The sequence below is a fragment of the Methanothermobacter thermautotrophicus genome, assembly GCF_014889545.1.
Classification (GTDB): Archaea; Methanobacteriota; Methanobacteria; order Methanobacteriales; family Methanothermobacteraceae; genus Methanothermobacter; species Methanothermobacter thermautotrophicus_A.
Map to the genome: position 1 here is coordinate 35,797 of NZ_QKOF01000003.1, position 17,502 is coordinate 53,298.

The 17,502-nt window shown below is 51.3% G+C and carries 16 protein-coding genes; 10 read left to right on the forward strand and 6 right to left on the reverse strand.

The genetic code is table 11. The features are described 5' to 3' along the window. Nucleotides 1–30: 30 nt before the first annotated feature. The 3 genes from aspS to hemL are packed head-to-tail and all read left to right on the forward strand — an operon-like array spanning nucleotide 31 to nucleotide 3,243. Nucleotides 31–1,344 (forward strand): aspartate--tRNA(Asn) ligase, encoded by a 1,314-nt coding sequence (gene aspS / locus DNK57_RS01070; RefSeq protein ID WP_192961217.1) that lies wholly within the window; start codon nucleotides 31–33, stop codon nucleotides 1,342–1,344. A gap of 11 nt (nucleotides 1,345–1,355) precedes the next feature. After that, entirely contained in the window at nucleotides 1,356–1,973 is a 618-nt protein-coding gene (locus DNK57_RS01075; protein ID WP_192961218.1) for a cobalt-precorrin-8 methylmutase, read from the forward strand. 10 nt (nucleotides 1,974–1,983) lie between these two features. Next, entirely contained in the window at nucleotides 1,984–3,243 is a 1,260-nt protein-coding gene (gene hemL / locus DNK57_RS01080; RefSeq protein WP_192961219.1) for a glutamate-1-semialdehyde 2,1-aminomutase, read from the forward strand. A gap of 84 nt (nucleotides 3,244–3,327) precedes the next feature. On the opposite strand, the gene DNK57_RS01085 is transcribed toward hemL, so the two are convergent. Together DNK57_RS01085 and DNK57_RS01090 are read right to left on the reverse strand one after the other, a co-directional pair. Continuing rightward, a complete protein-coding gene (locus DNK57_RS01085; RefSeq protein ID WP_192961220.1) occupies nucleotides 3,328–3,912 on the reverse strand; it encodes a hypothetical protein in 585 nt (194 codons plus the stop codon). Between the two features lie 105 nt (nucleotides 3,913–4,017). After that, nucleotides 4,018–4,725, reverse strand: a complete 708-nt coding sequence (locus DNK57_RS01090; RefSeq protein WP_192961221.1) for a DUF4012 domain-containing protein — start codon at nucleotides 4,723–4,725, stop codon at nucleotides 4,018–4,020. A gap of 200 nt (nucleotides 4,726–4,925) precedes the next feature. Here DNK57_RS01090 and mtxX point away from each other — a divergent pair, with 200 nt between their 5' ends. The 3 genes from mtxX to DNK57_RS01105 are packed head-to-tail and all read left to right on the forward strand — an operon-like array spanning nucleotide 4,926 to nucleotide 7,275. Then, nucleotides 4,926–5,633, forward strand: a complete 708-nt coding sequence (gene mtxX / locus DNK57_RS01095) for a methanogenesis marker protein Mmp4/MtxX (RefSeq protein ID WP_192961222.1) — start codon at nucleotides 4,926–4,928, stop codon at nucleotides 5,631–5,633. A gap of 47 nt (nucleotides 5,634–5,680) precedes the next feature. Further along, nucleotides 5,681–6,448, forward strand: a complete 768-nt coding sequence (gene uppS / locus DNK57_RS01100) for a polyprenyl diphosphate synthase (protein ID WP_192961406.1) — start codon at nucleotides 5,681–5,683, stop codon at nucleotides 6,446–6,448. A 56-nt stretch (nucleotides 6,449–6,504) separates the two neighbouring features. Further along, entirely contained in the window at nucleotides 6,505–7,275 is a 771-nt protein-coding gene (locus tag DNK57_RS01105; RefSeq protein ID WP_192961223.1) for a TatD family hydrolase, read from the forward strand. 117 nt (nucleotides 7,276–7,392) lie between these two features. Here the strand turns inward: DNK57_RS01105 and DNK57_RS01110 are convergent, their stop codons facing one another. After that, a complete protein-coding gene (locus DNK57_RS01110) occupies nucleotides 7,393–7,758 on the reverse strand; it encodes a carboxymuconolactone decarboxylase family protein (protein WP_192961224.1) in 366 nt (121 codons plus the stop codon). A gap of 93 nt (nucleotides 7,759–7,851) precedes the next feature. Between DNK57_RS01110 and DNK57_RS01115 the strand changes: the two genes are divergently transcribed. The 3 genes from DNK57_RS01115 to DNK57_RS01125 all read left to right on the forward strand — a co-directional run bounded on the left by DNK57_RS01115 (nucleotide 7,852) and on the right by DNK57_RS01125 (nucleotide 13,196). Further along, nucleotides 7,852–8,502, forward strand: a complete 651-nt coding sequence (locus DNK57_RS01115) for a 2,5-diamino-6-(ribosylamino)-4(3H)-pyrimidinone 5'-phosphate reductase (protein ID WP_192961225.1) — start codon at nucleotides 7,852–7,854, stop codon at nucleotides 8,500–8,502. A gap of 11 nt (nucleotides 8,503–8,513) precedes the next feature. Further along, on the forward strand, nucleotides 8,514–9,050 hold the full coding sequence (locus DNK57_RS01120; RefSeq protein WP_192961226.1) for a DUF483 domain-containing protein: 537 nt from the start codon (nucleotides 8,514–8,516) through the stop codon (nucleotides 9,048–9,050). Nucleotides 9,051–9,266: 216 nt separating this feature from the next. Then, the gene (locus DNK57_RS01125; protein ID WP_192961227.1) at nucleotides 9,267–13,196 is read left to right on the forward strand and encodes a cobaltochelatase subunit CobN; all 3,930 of its coding nucleotides are present in this window, start codon (nucleotides 9,267–9,269) and stop codon (nucleotides 13,194–13,196) included. Nucleotides 13,197–13,321: 125 nt separating this feature from the next. Here the strand turns inward: DNK57_RS01125 and DNK57_RS01130 are convergent, their stop codons facing one another. Then, complete coding sequence (locus tag DNK57_RS01130) at nucleotides 13,322–14,242, reverse strand: hypothetical protein (protein ID WP_192961228.1); 921 nt, start codon at nucleotides 14,240–14,242, stop codon at nucleotides 13,322–13,324. A gap of 120 nt (nucleotides 14,243–14,362) precedes the next feature. Between DNK57_RS01130 and DNK57_RS01135 the strand changes: the two genes are divergently transcribed. Then, nucleotides 14,363–15,016: a hypothetical protein gene (locus DNK57_RS01135; RefSeq protein ID WP_226890928.1), complete on the forward strand. Its 654-nt coding sequence runs from the start codon at nucleotides 14,363–14,365 to the stop codon at nucleotides 15,014–15,016. A gap of 75 nt (nucleotides 15,017–15,091) precedes the next feature. On the opposite strand, the gene DNK57_RS01140 is transcribed toward DNK57_RS01135, so the two are convergent. Continuing rightward, nucleotides 15,092–16,507, reverse strand: coding sequence for a replication factor C large subunit (locus DNK57_RS01140; RefSeq protein WP_192961230.1), 1,416 nt, complete (start codon nucleotides 16,505–16,507; stop codon nucleotides 15,092–15,094). Nucleotides 16,508–16,520: 13 nt separating this feature from the next. Continuing rightward, nucleotides 16,521–17,477, reverse strand: a complete 957-nt coding sequence (locus tag DNK57_RS01145; RefSeq protein WP_192961231.1) for a replication factor C small subunit — start codon at nucleotides 17,475–17,477, stop codon at nucleotides 16,521–16,523. Nucleotides 17,478–17,502: the final 25 nt, after the last annotated feature.

Sequence of the window (17,502 nt, forward strand, 5' to 3'; positions counted from 1 at the left end):
AACTCACTTTAAACTGTTAGAGGTGATTGATTGTTACTTGGAGATCTTAGAAGGACTCACTACTCAAAGGACATAGAACCGGAGATGGATGGAGAGGAAGTCACGGTTATGGGATGGGTCCATGAGATAAGGGACCTTGGAGGAATAATATTCGTACTCCTCAGGGACCGGGACGGACTCATACAGATAACCGCACCCAGTAAAAAGATTGAAAAGGACCTCTTCAAATCCATAAGGAAGCTCAAAAAGGAGTCAGTGGTTGCCTTCGGGGGGAGGGTGCAGGAGTCAGACAAAGCCCCGGGTGGATTTGAAATAATACCCTCCTTCCTCAAGGTGCTTAACACATCAAAGCAGCCACTCCCACTGGACCCCACAGAGAAGGTTAAGGCCGAGATAGACACAAGACTCGATGCAAGGTTCCTTGACCTCAGAAAACCATCCGTAAGTGCCATATTCAAGATAAAAAGCAGAATGCTGCATTCAGTCAGAGTATTCCTTGAAGAACAGGGATTCCTCGAGATAAACACCCCAAAACTAGTTGCATCTGCAACAGAGGGTGGCACAGAGCTTTTCCCCATAACCTACTTTGAGAGGGAGGCCTTCCTCGGACAGAGCCCACAGCTATACAAGCAGATCATGATGTCAACCGGCCTGGACCGTGTCTACGAGATCGCCCCCATATTCAGGGCAGAGGAACACGACACCCTCAGGCACCTCAACGAGGTCATATCAATAGACATCGAGGCATCCTTCGCAGACCACGAGGACGTAATGAAGATACTCGAAAACCTTGTTGTGAGGGTCATTGAGGATGTGAATGAGCACTGCTCTGACGCCCTGGAAACCCTTGGAAGGACACTGGAGGTGCCTGAAACACCATTCGAGCGCCTTGAGTATGACGAGGCCGTTGAACTGGTTAACTCAAAGGGGGTCCCAATGAAACACGGAGAAGACCTTCCCAGAGCTGCTGAGAAGGCCCTTGGTGAGATCATGGATGGCTACTACTTCATAACGTCCTGGCCAACCGCCATAAAACCATTCTATGTCATGCCAGATGAGGATGACCCTGAGAGGAGCCACGCCTTTGATCTCATGTACAGGGACCTTGAGATATCCTCAGGGGCCATGAGGGTACACCAGCACGACCTCCTTGTTGAGAAGATAAAGAGACAGGGCCTGAACCCTGATTCATTTGAGAGTTACCTTGCAGCCTTTGAGTACGGCATGCCACCCCACGCAGGATGGGGCCTCGGGGCTGAGAGGTTCAACATGACCCTCACTGGAGTTAAAAACATAAGGGAGACGGTCCTCTTCCCGAGGGACAGGAGGAGGCTCACGCCGTAGGTGATAACTTGATGGGAGCATCCACAGGTCAGGGCTATGAGATAGCAAGGAAGAGCAGGGAGATAGTGAGGGAACTCATCTCCAGGGACATATCATCTCTGTCTCCAGGCGAGGCAGCCATAGTTGAGAGGATAGTCCACTCCACAGCCGACCCGGAATATGCCCGGCTAACAGAGTTCAGCAAGGACTTTGTTGATGAGGCACTGAAATCCCTCAGGAATTCAGGGGGGGTACTCACAGACATTGAAATGGTCCGAGCAGGCATATCACAGCCCTCCCAGTGCTACATAAGGGAACCTGCTGTGAGGGAGCTTGCAGCCGAGAGGGACATCACAAGGGCCGCGGCATCAATGGAGTACGCCGCAAGCCATGGATTCAGGGGGATTGTGGTCATAGGCAACGCACCGACAGCCCTCATGAGGGTGATTGAACTCACACTTGAAGGCCTGATGGATGCCGAGGCAGTCATAGGTGTGCCGGTGGGCTTTGTAGGTGCTGCCGAGTCCAAGGAGGCCCTCAGGGGCACAGATATACCCCACATGATAACCAGGGGCCCCAAGGGTGGTACGCCCGTGGCAGTTGCTGCTGCGAATGCACTTATTGCATTATCCAGTGATAAAGAGGTTTAGAGGTTTTGAAATGAAATCGGAGGAACTCTTCAGAAGGGCCAGTAAAGTCCTCCCAGGTGGTGTGAGTTCACCTGTGAGGAGGTTCGACCCCCACCCCTTCTTTGCAGCGGGGGCCAGTGGATGCATGCTTGAGAGCGTGGATGGTGAAAGGTACATCGATTACTGTCTGGCCTACGGCCCCCTGATACTGGGACATGCCCACCCACGTGTAGTTGAGGCAGTTAATGACCAGATAAAGAGGGGGACGACCTATGGTGTGCCCACAGAGGGGGAGATAGAACTTGCAGAGGCCATCATCGAGAGGGTGCCATGCGCCGAGATGGTAAGATTCACAAATTCAGGGACTGAGGCAACCATGGCGGCTGTGAGGCTCGCCAGGGCCTTCACAGGAAGGGACAGGATAATTAAATTTGAGGGATCCTATCACGGTGCCCATGACTACGTACTTGTGAGGCCAGGTTCAGGGGCAGCCACGGCACCTGATTCACCGGGAATACCCGTGGATACTGTCAGAAACACCCTGACAGTACCATTCAACAATGAGGAGGCCATTGTTGAACTGATAGAGGCAGTGGATGATATAGCATGCATACTTGTGGAACCTGTCATGGGAAACATAGGGTGCATAGAACCTGAAAATGGCTATCTGCAGTTCCTGAGGGACATAACACGTGAAAATGATATCCTCCTCATCTTTGATGAGGTGATAACGGGCTTCAGGCTTGCACCAGGGGGCGCCCAGGAGTACTACAGGGTGGAACCTGACCTTGTAACCCTTGGAAAGATAGTTGGAGGTGGCTTCCCGATGGGGGCCCTTGCAGGCAGGAGGGAGATAATGGAGAATATTTCACCTGCAGGTAACGTCTACCAGGCAGGTACCTTCAACGGGAACCCTGTATCTGTAACTGCAGGCCTTCAGACCCTCAGAATCCTTGATGAGGGGATGTACTCTGACCTTGAGAGGAAGGGGTCGATGCTGAGGGCTGGTCTTCGTGACCTCCTCTCTGACATGGACCTCGAGTACCAGGTCGCAGGTCCCGCGTCAATGTTCCAGATCTACTTCACCGGGGAGGAGGTCAGGGACTATCAGGACGCGAAAAAATCTGATACAGGGCTTTTCATGGAGTACTTCTGTGGCCTCCTTGAGAGGGGAGTCTTCATACCACCCTCACAGTTTGAGTGCTGCTTCATATCGGCTGCCCATGAGTCAGAGCACATAGAGACTACCATTGAGGCTGCAGAGGATGTCCTCAGCGGCCTTAAAAATTAATTATTATTTTTTGGCTGAAATTTACAGAATGGCGAATTAGCAGCATGTCATGTGGGTTTCCACGCAGGGAAGAACACCTGTTTTTCAGGTTAGCTTCATGGCTATGAAGAAGTAGAGGAAGCATATAACGATGAATATCAGGAGTGCGGTGACGGCGGTCCTGAGGGATCTGCTGTTAAGTAGGTTTCCCTCACCCTCAGCCAGGAACTCCCTCTGCTCACGCACCTGTGATATGAAACTCTCTGCCTCCCTGCTTCCACCACTCACCAGCCTGCTGTCGATGATCTCCTCATCAAGGAGCTCGTTAACGATCTCCTTCTGCTCCTTAACATCATCGATTATTTTCTTCTCAGCAACGAATTCCATCAGGGACCATTTCCCTGTCTTTATCTCCCTGAGGGTTTTCTCCTCATTTTCTATGCTTTTTGAAAGATCCTCAAGGAGTTTAATCCTTTTACTTTCATCATGGGGTTCACCTTCAGTCTCCTCTGGTTCCCCATCCAGCTCCTCCTCATAGAAATCCTCGAGTGTGTCATAGTATTCAAGTGAACCCCCACATTCACATGATGAAAAATCAGATGGGCTCTCATCCTCCTGAAGATGGTAGTAGCCCCCGCATTCTGTACATATAATGTAGCCCCTTGTTTTTGAGACGCCTTCATCGGACAACTGGATCCCCCAGAACTACTATTTACATTATGGTAATTAAGTTTTGTGCATCATTCAATGAAATTCATTAGAATACTAAGAAAATTTAATAAAAAAGAAGGTGGATCAGCTCACCCTTTCAAGGCCAGTTGATATGAGGAACTGCACAACGGCACCCTCAGGCACAACGACGATGTTGCCCTGCTGGTACTGCTGTAAACCGGCCTTCACCATTGCAAGGTACTTTGAGCGGTCCTTTGTTGCATTGAACATGGCCTTCATGAGGGACTGGACCGCCACGCCCCTGGTTGCGCCCTGCTGCTGTTCCTCCCTGAGGAACTGTATGCTGTTTCCTGAAACATAACCCTTGCCCTCGACGTAGACGGGTCCTATGGACTGCAGTATGCCGTCAACGGCCTGGGGGGTTACTATGACCACTATATCCGTTTTTATACCTGTATTGTATTCCACTATCTCCTGCGCCAGTCTGGCACCCCTTTCGGTGTCATTCTCCCAGAGGGCATCATGCAGGAACCACCTGCTGACGCCCTGTGCCCTCAGTGATGCAGGGGGCTGTGCTGTGGGGTGGGCCATGTTGTGGGGGTACACGGCTGTCACATTGGTGATTTTACCCTCATTCATGGTTATTATGAAGGCCATGTCAACGGCCCCTATACCTGGCCGTGGCTCGCTGGGATCGGCACAGAGCAGAAGTACGTGTTTCTCTCCAACAAAGACGTTCTGTGAGTTTGTCATGTAGTTCTCATAGGTCACAATGGAAAGTCCAAGGATTACAATGAAAAGGCCGATAATTATCTTATTCTTGGTATCCATAATTCTACCTTCCTTTCAGTGATTTTTAATGTGTCAGCGGGAGCACTCATTAAAAAATTGCGCTTTGATATTATTTTTCTGTTAACCTAAATCTTATGCAGAAGATATTTATATAGTTATTTGCTGTCATCCATTAAAAACTGAATATTTAATACTCATGACCCATATATTAATCTTGCTATTATGTGGATGGTGGAGCCATGAGGATAGTGGCTGGTGTGGGTGAGAACAGGAACATGGAGAGAGCTGCATCCCTGGTGGACTTTGAGGTTGAACTCGTCCACTCAGAGGAGGAATTCATAGAGGAACTCAGAAGGGGTGGTGATGCCTACGTGAGAGGGTCGCTCCCAGCCGCCAGCATAATGGCTGAACTCAGAGGAGGAGGACCCCTGAACAGGGCGTCATGGATAGAGGTGGGTGACACTGGATTCCTCCTCTCCCCGGTGGGTATAGATGAGGGGAGGACGGTTGATGATAGATTCAAAATTGCGGTCTCAGCCTCTGAGTTTCTCCAGAGAACCGGCAAGGAGCCCAAAGTGGGCGTGATATCAGGGGGGAGGAGGGGGGACCTTGGAAGGTCACCCGAAGTTGACAGGTCAATCCATGAGGGTGAACTCCTCACATCAATGATAAAGGATAAATATAGGGTGAGGCACTACCATATACTGATAGAGGAAGCCGTGGCTGATGGCTGTAACGTCATCATAGCACCAGATGGTATAACAGGCAACCTCATATTCAGATCACTGGTTCTGGTTGGCACTGCCAGGAGCTATGGAGCGGTTGCCCTTGGATTTAATGGAATTTTTGTTGACACATCAAGGTCACAGACAGTTGAAGGCTATCTGAGGGCACTTGAATTCGCCCACTGGCTTGCCATGGGATGGAATGAAAATTGTGAAAGCTGAACTTATAACTGACTGGATGGACAGAAATTATTATGGGTAGATTGGAGATGTCACCTTTAAAGCCCCTTTACAAGCTGTATGAATGGTACCTATCCCGCAACCTCAGAAGGGACAGGATGCCAAGGCATGTAGCCATCATAATGGATGGTAACAGGAGATACTCAAGGCTGCAGGGTAGTATGAACCCCATAGAAGGCCATAAGAAGGGCATAGAAACCCTTGAGAAGGTCCTTGACTGGTGCGTGGACCTCGGGATAGAGATAGTGACCGCATACGCCTTCTCAACAGAGAACTTCAAGAGACCAGAAAACGAGGTTAAGGGCCTAATGAAGCTCTTCAAGGAGAACTTCGAGGCCATAGCAAGCAATGAGAAGATACATAAGAACAGGGTGAGGGTCAGGGCAGTTGGAAAACTTGAACTCCTCCCTGAGGATGTCAGAAGGGCCATAGAGGTCGCTGAGAGGTCAACAGAGCATTATTCCGACCGCCTTGTGAACATAGCAATAGGATATGATGGAAGAAAGGAGATAGTTGACGCCACAAGAAAGATTGCAGAGGACGTTAAGGCGGGTTTGATAGATCCAGAGGACATAGACGAGGACATGATAAACAGGAACCTCTACACCGCGGGCCTTGAGGATCCCCACCTGATAATAAGGACCAGTGGTGAGGAAAGGCTCAGCGGGTTCCTTCTCTGGCAGTCATCCTACTCGGAGCTCTACTTCTGCGACAGCCTCTGGCCTGAACTGAGGAAGGTTGACTTTTTAAGGGCCATAAGGTCATATCAGCAGCGGGAGAGAAGATTCGGCGTCTAGCACAGCCCATTGGTTCATGGGAGGTGTGTAGACGTTCTCTGTATTAATCACTGATTATGGGAGGTATCATCATTATAGACATTCACTGTCACCTTGACTTCAAGGACTTCAACAGGAACCGTGAAGAGGTAATCGAAAGGGCCAGGAGCAAATTGAGGGCTGTTATAGATTCAGGGGTTGGTATTGGAGGTAACAGGAGGGCCCTTGAACTGGCATCCCTCAACCCGGGTTTCATATATCCTACCATGGGTTTCCACCCGGTTGATGCATCAAAGGCGAGACCAGACATCATAGGGGAGGTTGTATCGCAGATAGAATCAAACATTGACGCTATAGTGGCCGTTGGGGAGACAGGCATGGACTTCCACCACACACACGATGAGGAGGGCAGAAGGAGGCAGGAGGAGACCTTCAGGGTATTTGTGGAACTCGCAGCTGAACATGAAATGCCCCTTGTGGTCCATGCAAGGGACGCTGAGGAGAGGGCCCTTGAAACTGTCCTTGAATACAGAATACCCGAGGTAATCTTTCACTGCTACGGTGGAAGCATTGAAACGGCCCGCCGGATACTGGATGAGGGGTATCACATATCCATCTCGACGCTTGTGGCATTCTCAGAGCACCACATGGAACTTGTAAGGGAAATTCCTGTTGAGGGCATGTTAACGGAGACAGACAGCCCCTACCTTTCACCCTTCAGGGGGAAACGTAACGAGCCCGTCTTCGTGGAGGAGGCTATCAGGGTGATAGCCATGATCAAGGACATGGACATTGAGGATGTTGACAGGATCACAACAGCAAATGCAGAAAGAGTGTTTGGTTTATAGTGATCCCAGGAGGCCCAGTATTATTCTCCTTTTCAGAATCAATTCCCTGACAGTTTCTTCTCAATGAAGCAGTGGTGTCAGTAGCTTTTCTGGCAATGGATTTCGTGTTCAACAGGGTCATTTCTTCTCCATGAAAACCTCCTTAGCTGCAAGCACACCATTTATGGCTGCAGGGAAACCCGCGTATACGGCCATCTGTATCATGACCTCTATGATCTCCTCCTCACTGCACCCTGCGTTGAGGGCTCCCCTCACATGGCTCTTCAGCTGATCCTCAGCCCCCAGAACTGTGAGGGCTGCAAGGGTTAGAAGCTCCCTTGTTTTAAGGTCAAGCACACCACGGGAGTAGATATCACCGTATGCAAATTCAGCAACAAAGCGTGCAAGGTCCGGTGCAACATCCTCAAGTTCCTCCCTGAGGGCGCTGTAGGATTCCCTGTTTATCCTGTTGAGTATCTCCATTCCCCTTCTGTACCTCACCATGGTTCAACCTCCTCATGATTTATCATTTTTTGACCTGAAATTCCACATTAATTTATAGGATGACGTCTATAAATAGGTCCGAGGAGGAAGACCATGAGACCATACGTTATACTCAACGCAGCAATGACCCTGGATGGTAAGATTGCAACTGCAACAGGGAGCTCTGAGATATCCGGCGACGAGGACCTCCAGAGGGTCCATGAACTCAGAAGGGAATGTGACGCCATAATGGTGGGTATAAACACGGTACTGGCAGATGACCCCCGCCTCACGGTCCACAGGGTCGATGCCGCACCCGGCGATAACCCGGTCAGGGTCGTGGTTGACAGCAGGGCCAGGACCCCCCCACACTTCAGGGTACTCAATGATGAGGCCCCAACGGTTATAGGTGTCTCAGAGAGGGCCCCGGCTGAAAGGGTTGCTGAGCTCAGAAAAAGGGCTGAAGTGGTGGTTGCAGGGACCAGTAGGGTTGACCTCCAGCTCTTACTTGAACGGCTGCACGGTATGGGGATAGAGAAACTTATGCTGGAGGGCGGATCAACACTCAACTACTCAATGCTGAAGGAAGGCCTCGTGGATGAGGTCCGGGTCTGCATAGCTCCCATGATCGTCGGGGGCAGGGATGCAAGGACCCTCGTGGATGGTGAGGGTATAGATGAGATGGCCGACGCCATAAGACTTGAACTTAAACGGTCCTACACCCTGGGTGAGGACCTCATAGTGGAATACACTGTAAAAGGTTAGACGTGGTTTTCATGCTCGAGGACATATATGAGAGGATATTGAGGATCAGGGAAGATGGCTGCAGGGAATGCCTGAAGGTTGTCTGCAGGATGGATGATTTCCAGTTCAACCAGCTCATGTCAAGGCTTGAGCTTCAGATCGAGATAACATCAAGGTACAGTCCACCGGTGAGGCCCGCCCTGGACCCAATGATATCAACGGAGCTCGGTGTCTACCGTGGCGACGATGAGAACATAGGCAGACTCCTGGGATACCCTGAATGCTGCATCAGGAGTTTCTCCCAGAATACAAGGTACGCAATCGACGAGGACCATCTCTCAGAGGTCAGTGAACTTGAAGTCCCTGAGGGTAAATGTGCCATCATAATGCCCTCTGGTTTCATACCATGCAGCCTCAGGTGCAGGGAGGCCTGGGAGAGGAAACTCATAGGCTTTGCAGACAGGGATGAATTCAGGAGGATACTTGAACTTGAGGATGAACTCAGGATGAGACTCCCCCACTTTCACCTGGCCTATGATGAGTACTTTGAGAAGATAGTCCTCGAGTGAAAAATCATTTTAGGGGTGATCATGGACCAGATCATCCTAAAACAGCTCCTTTTTTCTGGTGAAAACTGAACCTCACTGAATGAGTATTACATTTCACCTTCATTTTTTAAGATAATTCATACTTTAAATATTTTAATTAAGATTTAAGTATCGTGGAGTCCAATTCTATTACGATATAACACATTAAAATTATGATAAAGTTAAGGAGGTGAAAATATGAAGAAATTTCTATTCATTGCATTGATTCTGCTACTGATTTCAGTCCCATCGGTATCTGCAGCAGACAACAACACAACGTCTAACAATGACTCAAAGATGCTGAAGGATACAGAGATGGTTGTTCTACTGACAGGCTGCGTTGTGGGGACTGTTGACCCCATAATGAATGAAGCCTACCAGAGGGACCTCCTGCCCGCTGGCTACAACTTCACACTGAAGATCTACACCATGGACACCTTCAACCTCAACTCCACGGCATCCAGCAGGTTTAAAGACGACCTTAAGACTGCCGACATATTCTTCATCTTCACAAGGCCAGGTTACCCCACGACCGGTATGAGTTACGGCACAGAATTCGATGCCCCTGTCGACCTCCAGGCCCTCGCATCCAGCCTTAAACCAGGGGCCAGGATATTCGTCCTCGGCCCTGTGAAACCCAATGTGACCGGTGTGAACGTGACAAACCTCCCAGCCTACGGGCCGGTGGCTGCACCTGCACTCTCACGTGAGAACATAAAGAGGACGCTCCTTGAGGTCCTGAGGCTCAGCGGGGCCGTGAACCTCACAGCCAATGATACAAGACTTGTACCTGGACTGCAGGACTTCCTGTACCATCCACTGTCACCACAGGTATACACAGACAGGGAAGCCTACAGGGACTGGTACAGGAACACAACCCTGTACAGGCCAGGGGCCCCATGGGTGGGCGTGGCAATACTTAACCGCTACTACCTGGCCGGGAACATGGACGTCTATGAGACCCTGATCCAGAAACTTGAATCCAGGGGACTCAACGTGATACCCTACTTCTACTGTTCAGACCCGATAGGGGCATCAAGGCGCTTCTTCATGGTCAACAACAGTTCAATCATAGATGCGCTTGTTGCATGTGTCCAGTTCGGGTACTGGCCAGACAACCAGACCATAACCTTCTTCACAGACCTCAACGTACCGGTGCAGGGACCACTCCCGGTCTTCCTTCAGACATCCCTCGACGACTACCTGAACAGCACACGACAGCAGGGCCTGAGGGGCCTCGAATACTACTGGCTTGCAATGTTCGAGATGCAGGGACGGATAGAGCCCATACTGATAGGGGGAAACAGGATATCAGGCTCCGATCCGCTCACAGGCGTGACACTGAAGGAGTACGTGGCCTACGAGCCAGGCATAAACCAGCTTGTGGACCGCACACTCGCCTGGGTGAGCCTCAGGAAGAAGGCAAACACTGACAAGAAGATAGCAGTGGTCTACTTTGACAGCACACACGATGAGGGGATGCCAGCAACCAACGGCCTCAACCTCTACAGAAGCCTCAGCAACATACTCCTCGCCATGAGGACGGCAGGTTACAGCACAGGCAAGGGGAATCTGACACAGGAATCCATCTATGAACTCATAAACAGGGCCGGAAGGAACCCCCGGAACATGACGCAGGCTGAACTCAGGAGACTCGTTGATGCAGGCTGCATCACCATCCCGGTCTCAGAGTACCTCCGGTGGTATTCTAAACTGCCAGCATCACTCAGAGGGAAGGTGGAAGCACTCTGGGGACCCGCACCCGGGAACATCATGGTATACAATAACAGCATGGTCATCCCCGGGATAATGATGGGCAACATACTCCTGGCGCCCCAGCCGGTCTGGAGGTGGAACGGCACACTCAACAACGGTACACTGCCACCGACACACCAGTTCATAGCCTTCTACCTCTACCTCCAGAACGGATTCAGGGCTGATGCAGTGGTCCACATAGGACAGCACGGTACACTGGAACTCCTCCCGGGGCACGTGAACGCCATGACAGAGGATGACTGGCCAAACACCCTGATCGGTTCGATTCCAAACATACACCTGCTCAAGATGGAGGATCCCCTGGAGGCGGTCATAAACCCCACAAAGAGGAGGGCATACGCCGTCACAATCTCCTACCTCATCCCACCGGTCATGAGGACAGAACTCTACGGTGTCTACCAGGAACTCTCAGATCTCCTGGGATCCTACAGCACAGCAGAGGCATCAGGTGATAGTGAGAGGATGACCACACTCCAGTCCCTCATAAGGGATGGTGTGAGGAGGGCAGGACTTGAATCAAGGCTCGGTGTGAACAGCTCAACATCCTTCAGTGTCCTGAGAGACAGGCTCCACGAGTACCTCGAGGAACTCTCAGGGATACTGACACCCTACGGCCTCCACACCTTTGGAGAACTGCCGGACAGTGAAACCCTTGAGAAATTCATAGACGCAATAATATCCTTCGACCCGGCGAACAGGACAGCCAGGAGGGATGAGATAAGGAACCTCCTGATTATGAGCGCCAGCAATGAAATGAACTCACTCCTCATGGCACTTAACGGTGAATTCATACAGCCAGTCCCGGCAAGAAGCCCGGTAATCAACCTGCAGACCCTTCCAACGGGCCGCAACATGTACACCTTCGACCCATCATCAATCCCTGACCCGGCGGCAGTGGTCATGGGATCCAGGGCTGCCGAGGAGATGCTCAGGCGCTACAGGGATTCCAGCGGCGGAAGGTACCCTGAGACGGTGGCCGTTGATATAGCTGACGTTATATCGACGGGTGGCCAGAGCATAGCAGCGATATTCTACTTCCTTGGGGTTAAACCGGTCTATGAGAGCGGAGCCCTCATAGGCACACAGATAATACCCCTCAGTGAACTTGGAAGGCCAAGGATAGACGTTGTGATAAGCGACTTCCACAACTTCCGCGGCGCAATCCCCGGGACCATGGACGTCATCGACAATACAATAAAGAGGATCGCCAACCTCAACGAGTCATCTGAGATGAACTATGTCAGGAAGCACTACCTCGCACTTAAGGCAGGCATCTTCGCCGAACTTGTTGCATCAGGAATGAACACTTCTGCTGCAGATGCCCGGGCAGATAGACTTGCAAGGACAAGGATCTTCGGACTTCCACCCGGTGCGGACCCCCATGGAGCAGGTGTCGACAGGATACTCTGGTCAAGGGACGACTGGACCCCAGAGCAGCTTGCTGAGACATACCTCAGCTACTATTCCTATGCCTATGGAAGGGATTTAAACGGAGTCCAGAGCCCGAAACTCCTGGAGTCACTCCTGCGGACAGTTGACACCACCATGGTCATAATGCCCTACAGGGCACCCGGTGAGGGCACCTGCCTCTACAGGGTATCAGTCACAGTGAACTTCATGGTGAACTACCTCACAGGGAGGAACATAAACAGCTACATCGCAAGGACAGCCTACGGTACACCCCTTATAAGGACACTGCAGGAGTCAACCTATGATGACCTTGCAGTTACACTACTCAACCCGACATGGGTACAGGGCAAACTCCGTGAGGGACCATCCGGAAGTGTGTCAGTAGCACTGCAGGTGAGGGATCTGTTCACGAGTGACGCCCTGGTGGATGTCGCATCCCCTGACGTCTGGAGGAGGATCGCCGAGACCTTCCTCTTTGACAGCTCCGTCAGGTCACAGTTTGATCCATCAGCCCTCCAGATGATTGCAGGATATGTGAGGCAGGCCCATTCAAGGGGTCTTGTGTACCTTTCACAGGAGGAGCTTGCAGCCATCTCAGGGATGCTCGGCGAGATATCCGGCTCTGATGGAAATGACCAGGGAACCACCACAACACCAGGTGGTGGCACAGCAGACGGTTCAGTGACATCAGGTGGAAGAACAGGTAGTGGGTCTCCAGGGCTCTCTGCAGGTGTATCAGGCGCCCCATCCATGGTTTCAGAGTCCACAGAAACAGCATCAGCTTCTCCAGGCAAGGGGCAGGTGAAGGCGGGGCACTCCTATGAGATATCAACACCCGGAGCTGCCGAAGCATCAAACAGTCCCCTATACGCCATTGTGGGTATACTTGGAATATTCTGTCTCCTGGGACTGGGTTACTACTTCGGTCCCATGAGAAAATAAATTTATTTTTTTCCTTTTTATTTTTCACTGGGAACCAATTACACGAGATGTAGTTATTTGATTGGCACCTGGATAATTATGTGATGATTGATGTTCCTATGCACCGAAATAATGATTAAGGCAACTCAGGAGAATCTCCTGAAGAGATGTGGTCTGAGTCCTGCCTCCATCAGCACCCTTCTGTCATCCCCTGTTAAATCTGATTCACTGGTCGGTGGTACCGGTTTACCCCTCCTTGCAAGGATCACGCCACCACGCCTCTGGGCACCCATGAATTTTCCTGCATCACCATCCACGATGAGATAACCACCCCTCATGTCTATACCCGAGAAGTCGTCACAGTCCCCATGGATGATGACTGTACCTCCACTTAGGAGCGCCCCGGTATTCTTTCCTGCGTCACCCATGACACGGACGGTCCCCCTTCTCATGAGTATCCCGGTGGAGAGGTCAACGTCGCCTCTGTGTATTATCTCCGCATCAACATCCAGGCGGGCTCCGAGGGTGTCACGGACATGACCATCATCTATGACCATCCTCCCATGTTCAAGGGTCACATTTATGGGTTCAGCCCCCGGACCATTTCTGATGATGTCAGTGACTGACATGAACTTTTTGTAGCCCCTCCTGTCGGATCTGACCTCAACGATGTTCCCTATGGGGTCCCTTACCCTGCCCTTCACGTATATGATGCCTGAGACCATGCTTATGCCCATGCGGGTGTCAACATCCCCCTCAACGGTAACGACCCCTGCGTCCATCACACCTCCGCTGCCCCCGAAGTAGGCGAGGTCTGCACCCATGCTGGAGGCCAGTCTGTGCCCGGCATCACCCCTCACAATGACCTCGCCACCAGCCTTGAGGTGTTCAACAACCTCCCTGAAGGTGTGGCTGGCCCCGGGAATCCTCTCATCGGGGTCCAGCTTTTCACCCAGGTGCTGCCAGTAGAAGTTGTAGGTGAAATCTGCTATGCAGTCAACAGGACCGTCGGGTTCAACCTCAATAACATCCCTCTCGTCCCTCCTTCTGCCAAGAAATCCAAACATTGATGCACCTCCATTATCAGATTTCCACCCCAACCGATAAATACCCCTCCCATGAATACATGGGTTCAGGGCTGTGACTGATGTCTCCCATGAATGGTCTCTGGATTTTCAGGAGATGGTATGTTGGCTGAAAGGAGTGAATTGCTAAGGTTCCTCTCGGATATAGGCGTTGATACGAGGTTTGTGAGTGTAATGCCAGACGAGGTCCTCATAAACAACCTGAGGTTCTCCAGGTTCTCCAGGAGGAGGGAGAATCTATTCAGGGAGAGGTTCCCTGACGTGGATGTTGTGAGGTCCAAGGTATTCCAGAGGATATGCTCAAGGGCCTCCAGGGTGCTCTCCTCCAACCTCAGACCACGCTCAGAGGTGATGATCGATGCAGATGGTGAGATGGCCACAGTACTCCACATCATACTTGAGCCCTACACCAGGAAGTACGGTATAGGAATCGGTGAAGGTGATGTCAGGGTGCTCCCGGGGACCCTTGACCACTCCATAGCAGCCGCACTTGAGGATATGCTCTCAGGTGAAAGGATAGGGTATCACATGAGATCAACACCCATAAGGATATACCCCCTGTCAGGGGTCCCTGCAGAGTGGATTGAGGCCTGGCGCGGGACCAGAATCGAGGTAACAGAGGATCCACTGGTTAAGGAGTTCCTTGAATTCTTTGATGGGAACATCCCCCAGTTCAGGGATAGGATGAAGAGGTCCCTTGAGTATCTGGGGGAGCTGGATGACTCCTGTGACATTTCCATGGATGCTGAGGGTTGATTTGTGCTGCCCTCAGCAGCAGCCTGCAATTAAAAAAATGTTGGTCCAGGATACCTTTTGAAGCCCTTTCTGGAACTATGAGAACTGGAAGAGTGATGTCTGTTTTTCTTTAGGCTTCTTATCATCTGAACTACCGGATGATTCATTCTCAGAGGACCCATCATCCTTTTTAGAGGATTTACCGGGATTCTTAGAAGTTTTGAGGGATTTATTATCTTTCTTCTGACTGTAAAGGGGCCCAACCTTACTTTCAGCTTTCCTGGGGGCCTTCTTCCTTTTAGGGGCCTTTATCTTCCTCTTCCTGAACAGTTTGATCTCCTCATCGGTGAGCTCCAGGAATTCACTGATATCATAGGCCATCTCATCATTCTCAAAGAGGATCTCCATGTAGGGGAACATTGATATGGCCACCCTGGGTGAGATGTGCATCTTCCCGGCCATCTTGGAGGCGACACTGTCCCTGAGGCTCCTCTGTTTGCGTGTCTTCCCAAGTATCCTGAAGGATGATGAACCGGTGTAGCGGACGAACTTCCTGTAGGTCTTCTCCTTGGCAAGGGCGACGCCCGGCCCCATGAGTTCAGAGGCGTATCGCCAGTAGGTGTAGTTCCGGGTTCTCACGGCCCTCCCGAAGAATATGTCTGCACGTGAGAGCATATCATAGGCCCTGCTGATCTCCTCTGGCTTCTCATATTCCCTGGGAACATTCTCTGCTATGAATTCAAGCACAAGGGTGGGATCATCATCCACCCTCATGGCCTCCCTGACCTTTGAAACGTCACGGCTCTTGAGGACGGCCCTGACGGCATCGAAAAGGTTTGAGGTGGCATCCTTCTCCCCCATATTCAGGAGCTCCTCACCGATGCGCTCCTCACCCTCTGCCATGGCCTCAAGGTCGTTGATGGCTGAACGCAGGTCACCACGCGACCTTTTTGCCAGTTCCTTGAGCACATCATCCGGGCACTCGATACCCTCAGCACGGCATATCCTCCTGAGGGCGGCTGCTATGGATGATGTGTGGACCTTTCTGAGGTTTAAGACCCTGCATCTGGGCTTTATGCTCTGCAGCCTCTTGCTGTAGGGGTCGTTTGCTGTGAGGACCATGGGGTGTCTGCTCTCCTTTATGATCCTGTTTATTGCCTGGACACCACCACGGTCCTCATTTCCATGGATCCCATCAACCTCATCAAGTATGATCAGCTTGAGGTCATGGTTGAAGAGTGAACGGGTCGCCGAAGCCTCACCTGCGGTCCTCATCAGGGCTTCCTGGGAGCGCCTGTCGCTTGCGTTGAGTTCAAGGGTATCAGAGAACTCCCTGCCTATGATGTGGGCGAGTGTCGTCTTACCTGTCCCGGGGGGGCCAAGGAGAAGGAGTGGCTTCTGGGGCTTCCCTGCCTTCCACCCTTTGATCCACTCCCTTATCTCGGCTATGACCTTCTGGTTCCCGACCACCTCATCGAAGCTCACTGGCCGGTATTTCTCTGTCCATGACATTTAATGTACCTCTTTAGGTGTGTTCCAGGAACCTTGCAAGGAGGGCCTCGAGCTGTATCCTGGGATTGGCGCCCTCCCTTATCCTGAAGTCGTATTCGCCGATGGCGTCTATCAGGCCTATGTACCTCTCACCATCCACCTCTCCCTCCATCGCGAGCCTTGAGAGCTCCTGGTAGATCTGGGTGACCATGTCCTCTCCACTTATACCCTGGAGGACCATGATCTCCCGGAGCATGTCCCTGGCCTCCATGAACTTACCATCAAGGATGGTCTTTATCATCTTCCTCACATCCTTGGGCCGGGCCCTTGAAACGACATCGTAGATACTTGACTCTGTTATATTCTCACCAAGGGATGCAGCTGACTGGAGGAGGTTTATGGCCTTTCTGAGATCCCCCTCAGCGAAGTAGACGATGGTATCAAGGGCCTGGGGCTCGTATTCAAGGTTCTCCTGCTCTGCGATGTACTCCAGGCGTTTGATTATCTGGTGACCCTTCAGGGGGAGGAACCTGAATATGGCGCACCTTGACTGGATGGGGTCTATTATCTTTGAGGAGTAGTTACAGGAGAGTATGAAGGAGGATGTCTTTGTGTACATTTCCATCTCCCTCCTGAGGGCGTGCTGTGCGTCCTTTGTCATGTTGTCAACTTCGTCGAGGAATATTATCCTGAAGGGGGCGCCCACCGGTTTTAGGCGGCAGAAGTTCTTTATGCTGGTCCTTACGGTGTCTATACCCCTGGCGTCTGAGGCGTTGAGTTCAAGGAAGTTCTGCCTCCAGTACTCACCGAGTATCTCCCTTGCAAGGGACAGGGCCGTTGTTGTTTTACCGACACCTGCTGGACCCGTGAACATGAGGTTCGGCATGCTCTTCTCTTCAACGTAACGTTTGAGACGTGGTATTATGTGTTCCTGGCCTACTATATCATCAAGTTTCTGTGGTCTGTATTTCTCTACCCAAGGTCCGTTCATAATGATCACCGATAAGGTTTAATGG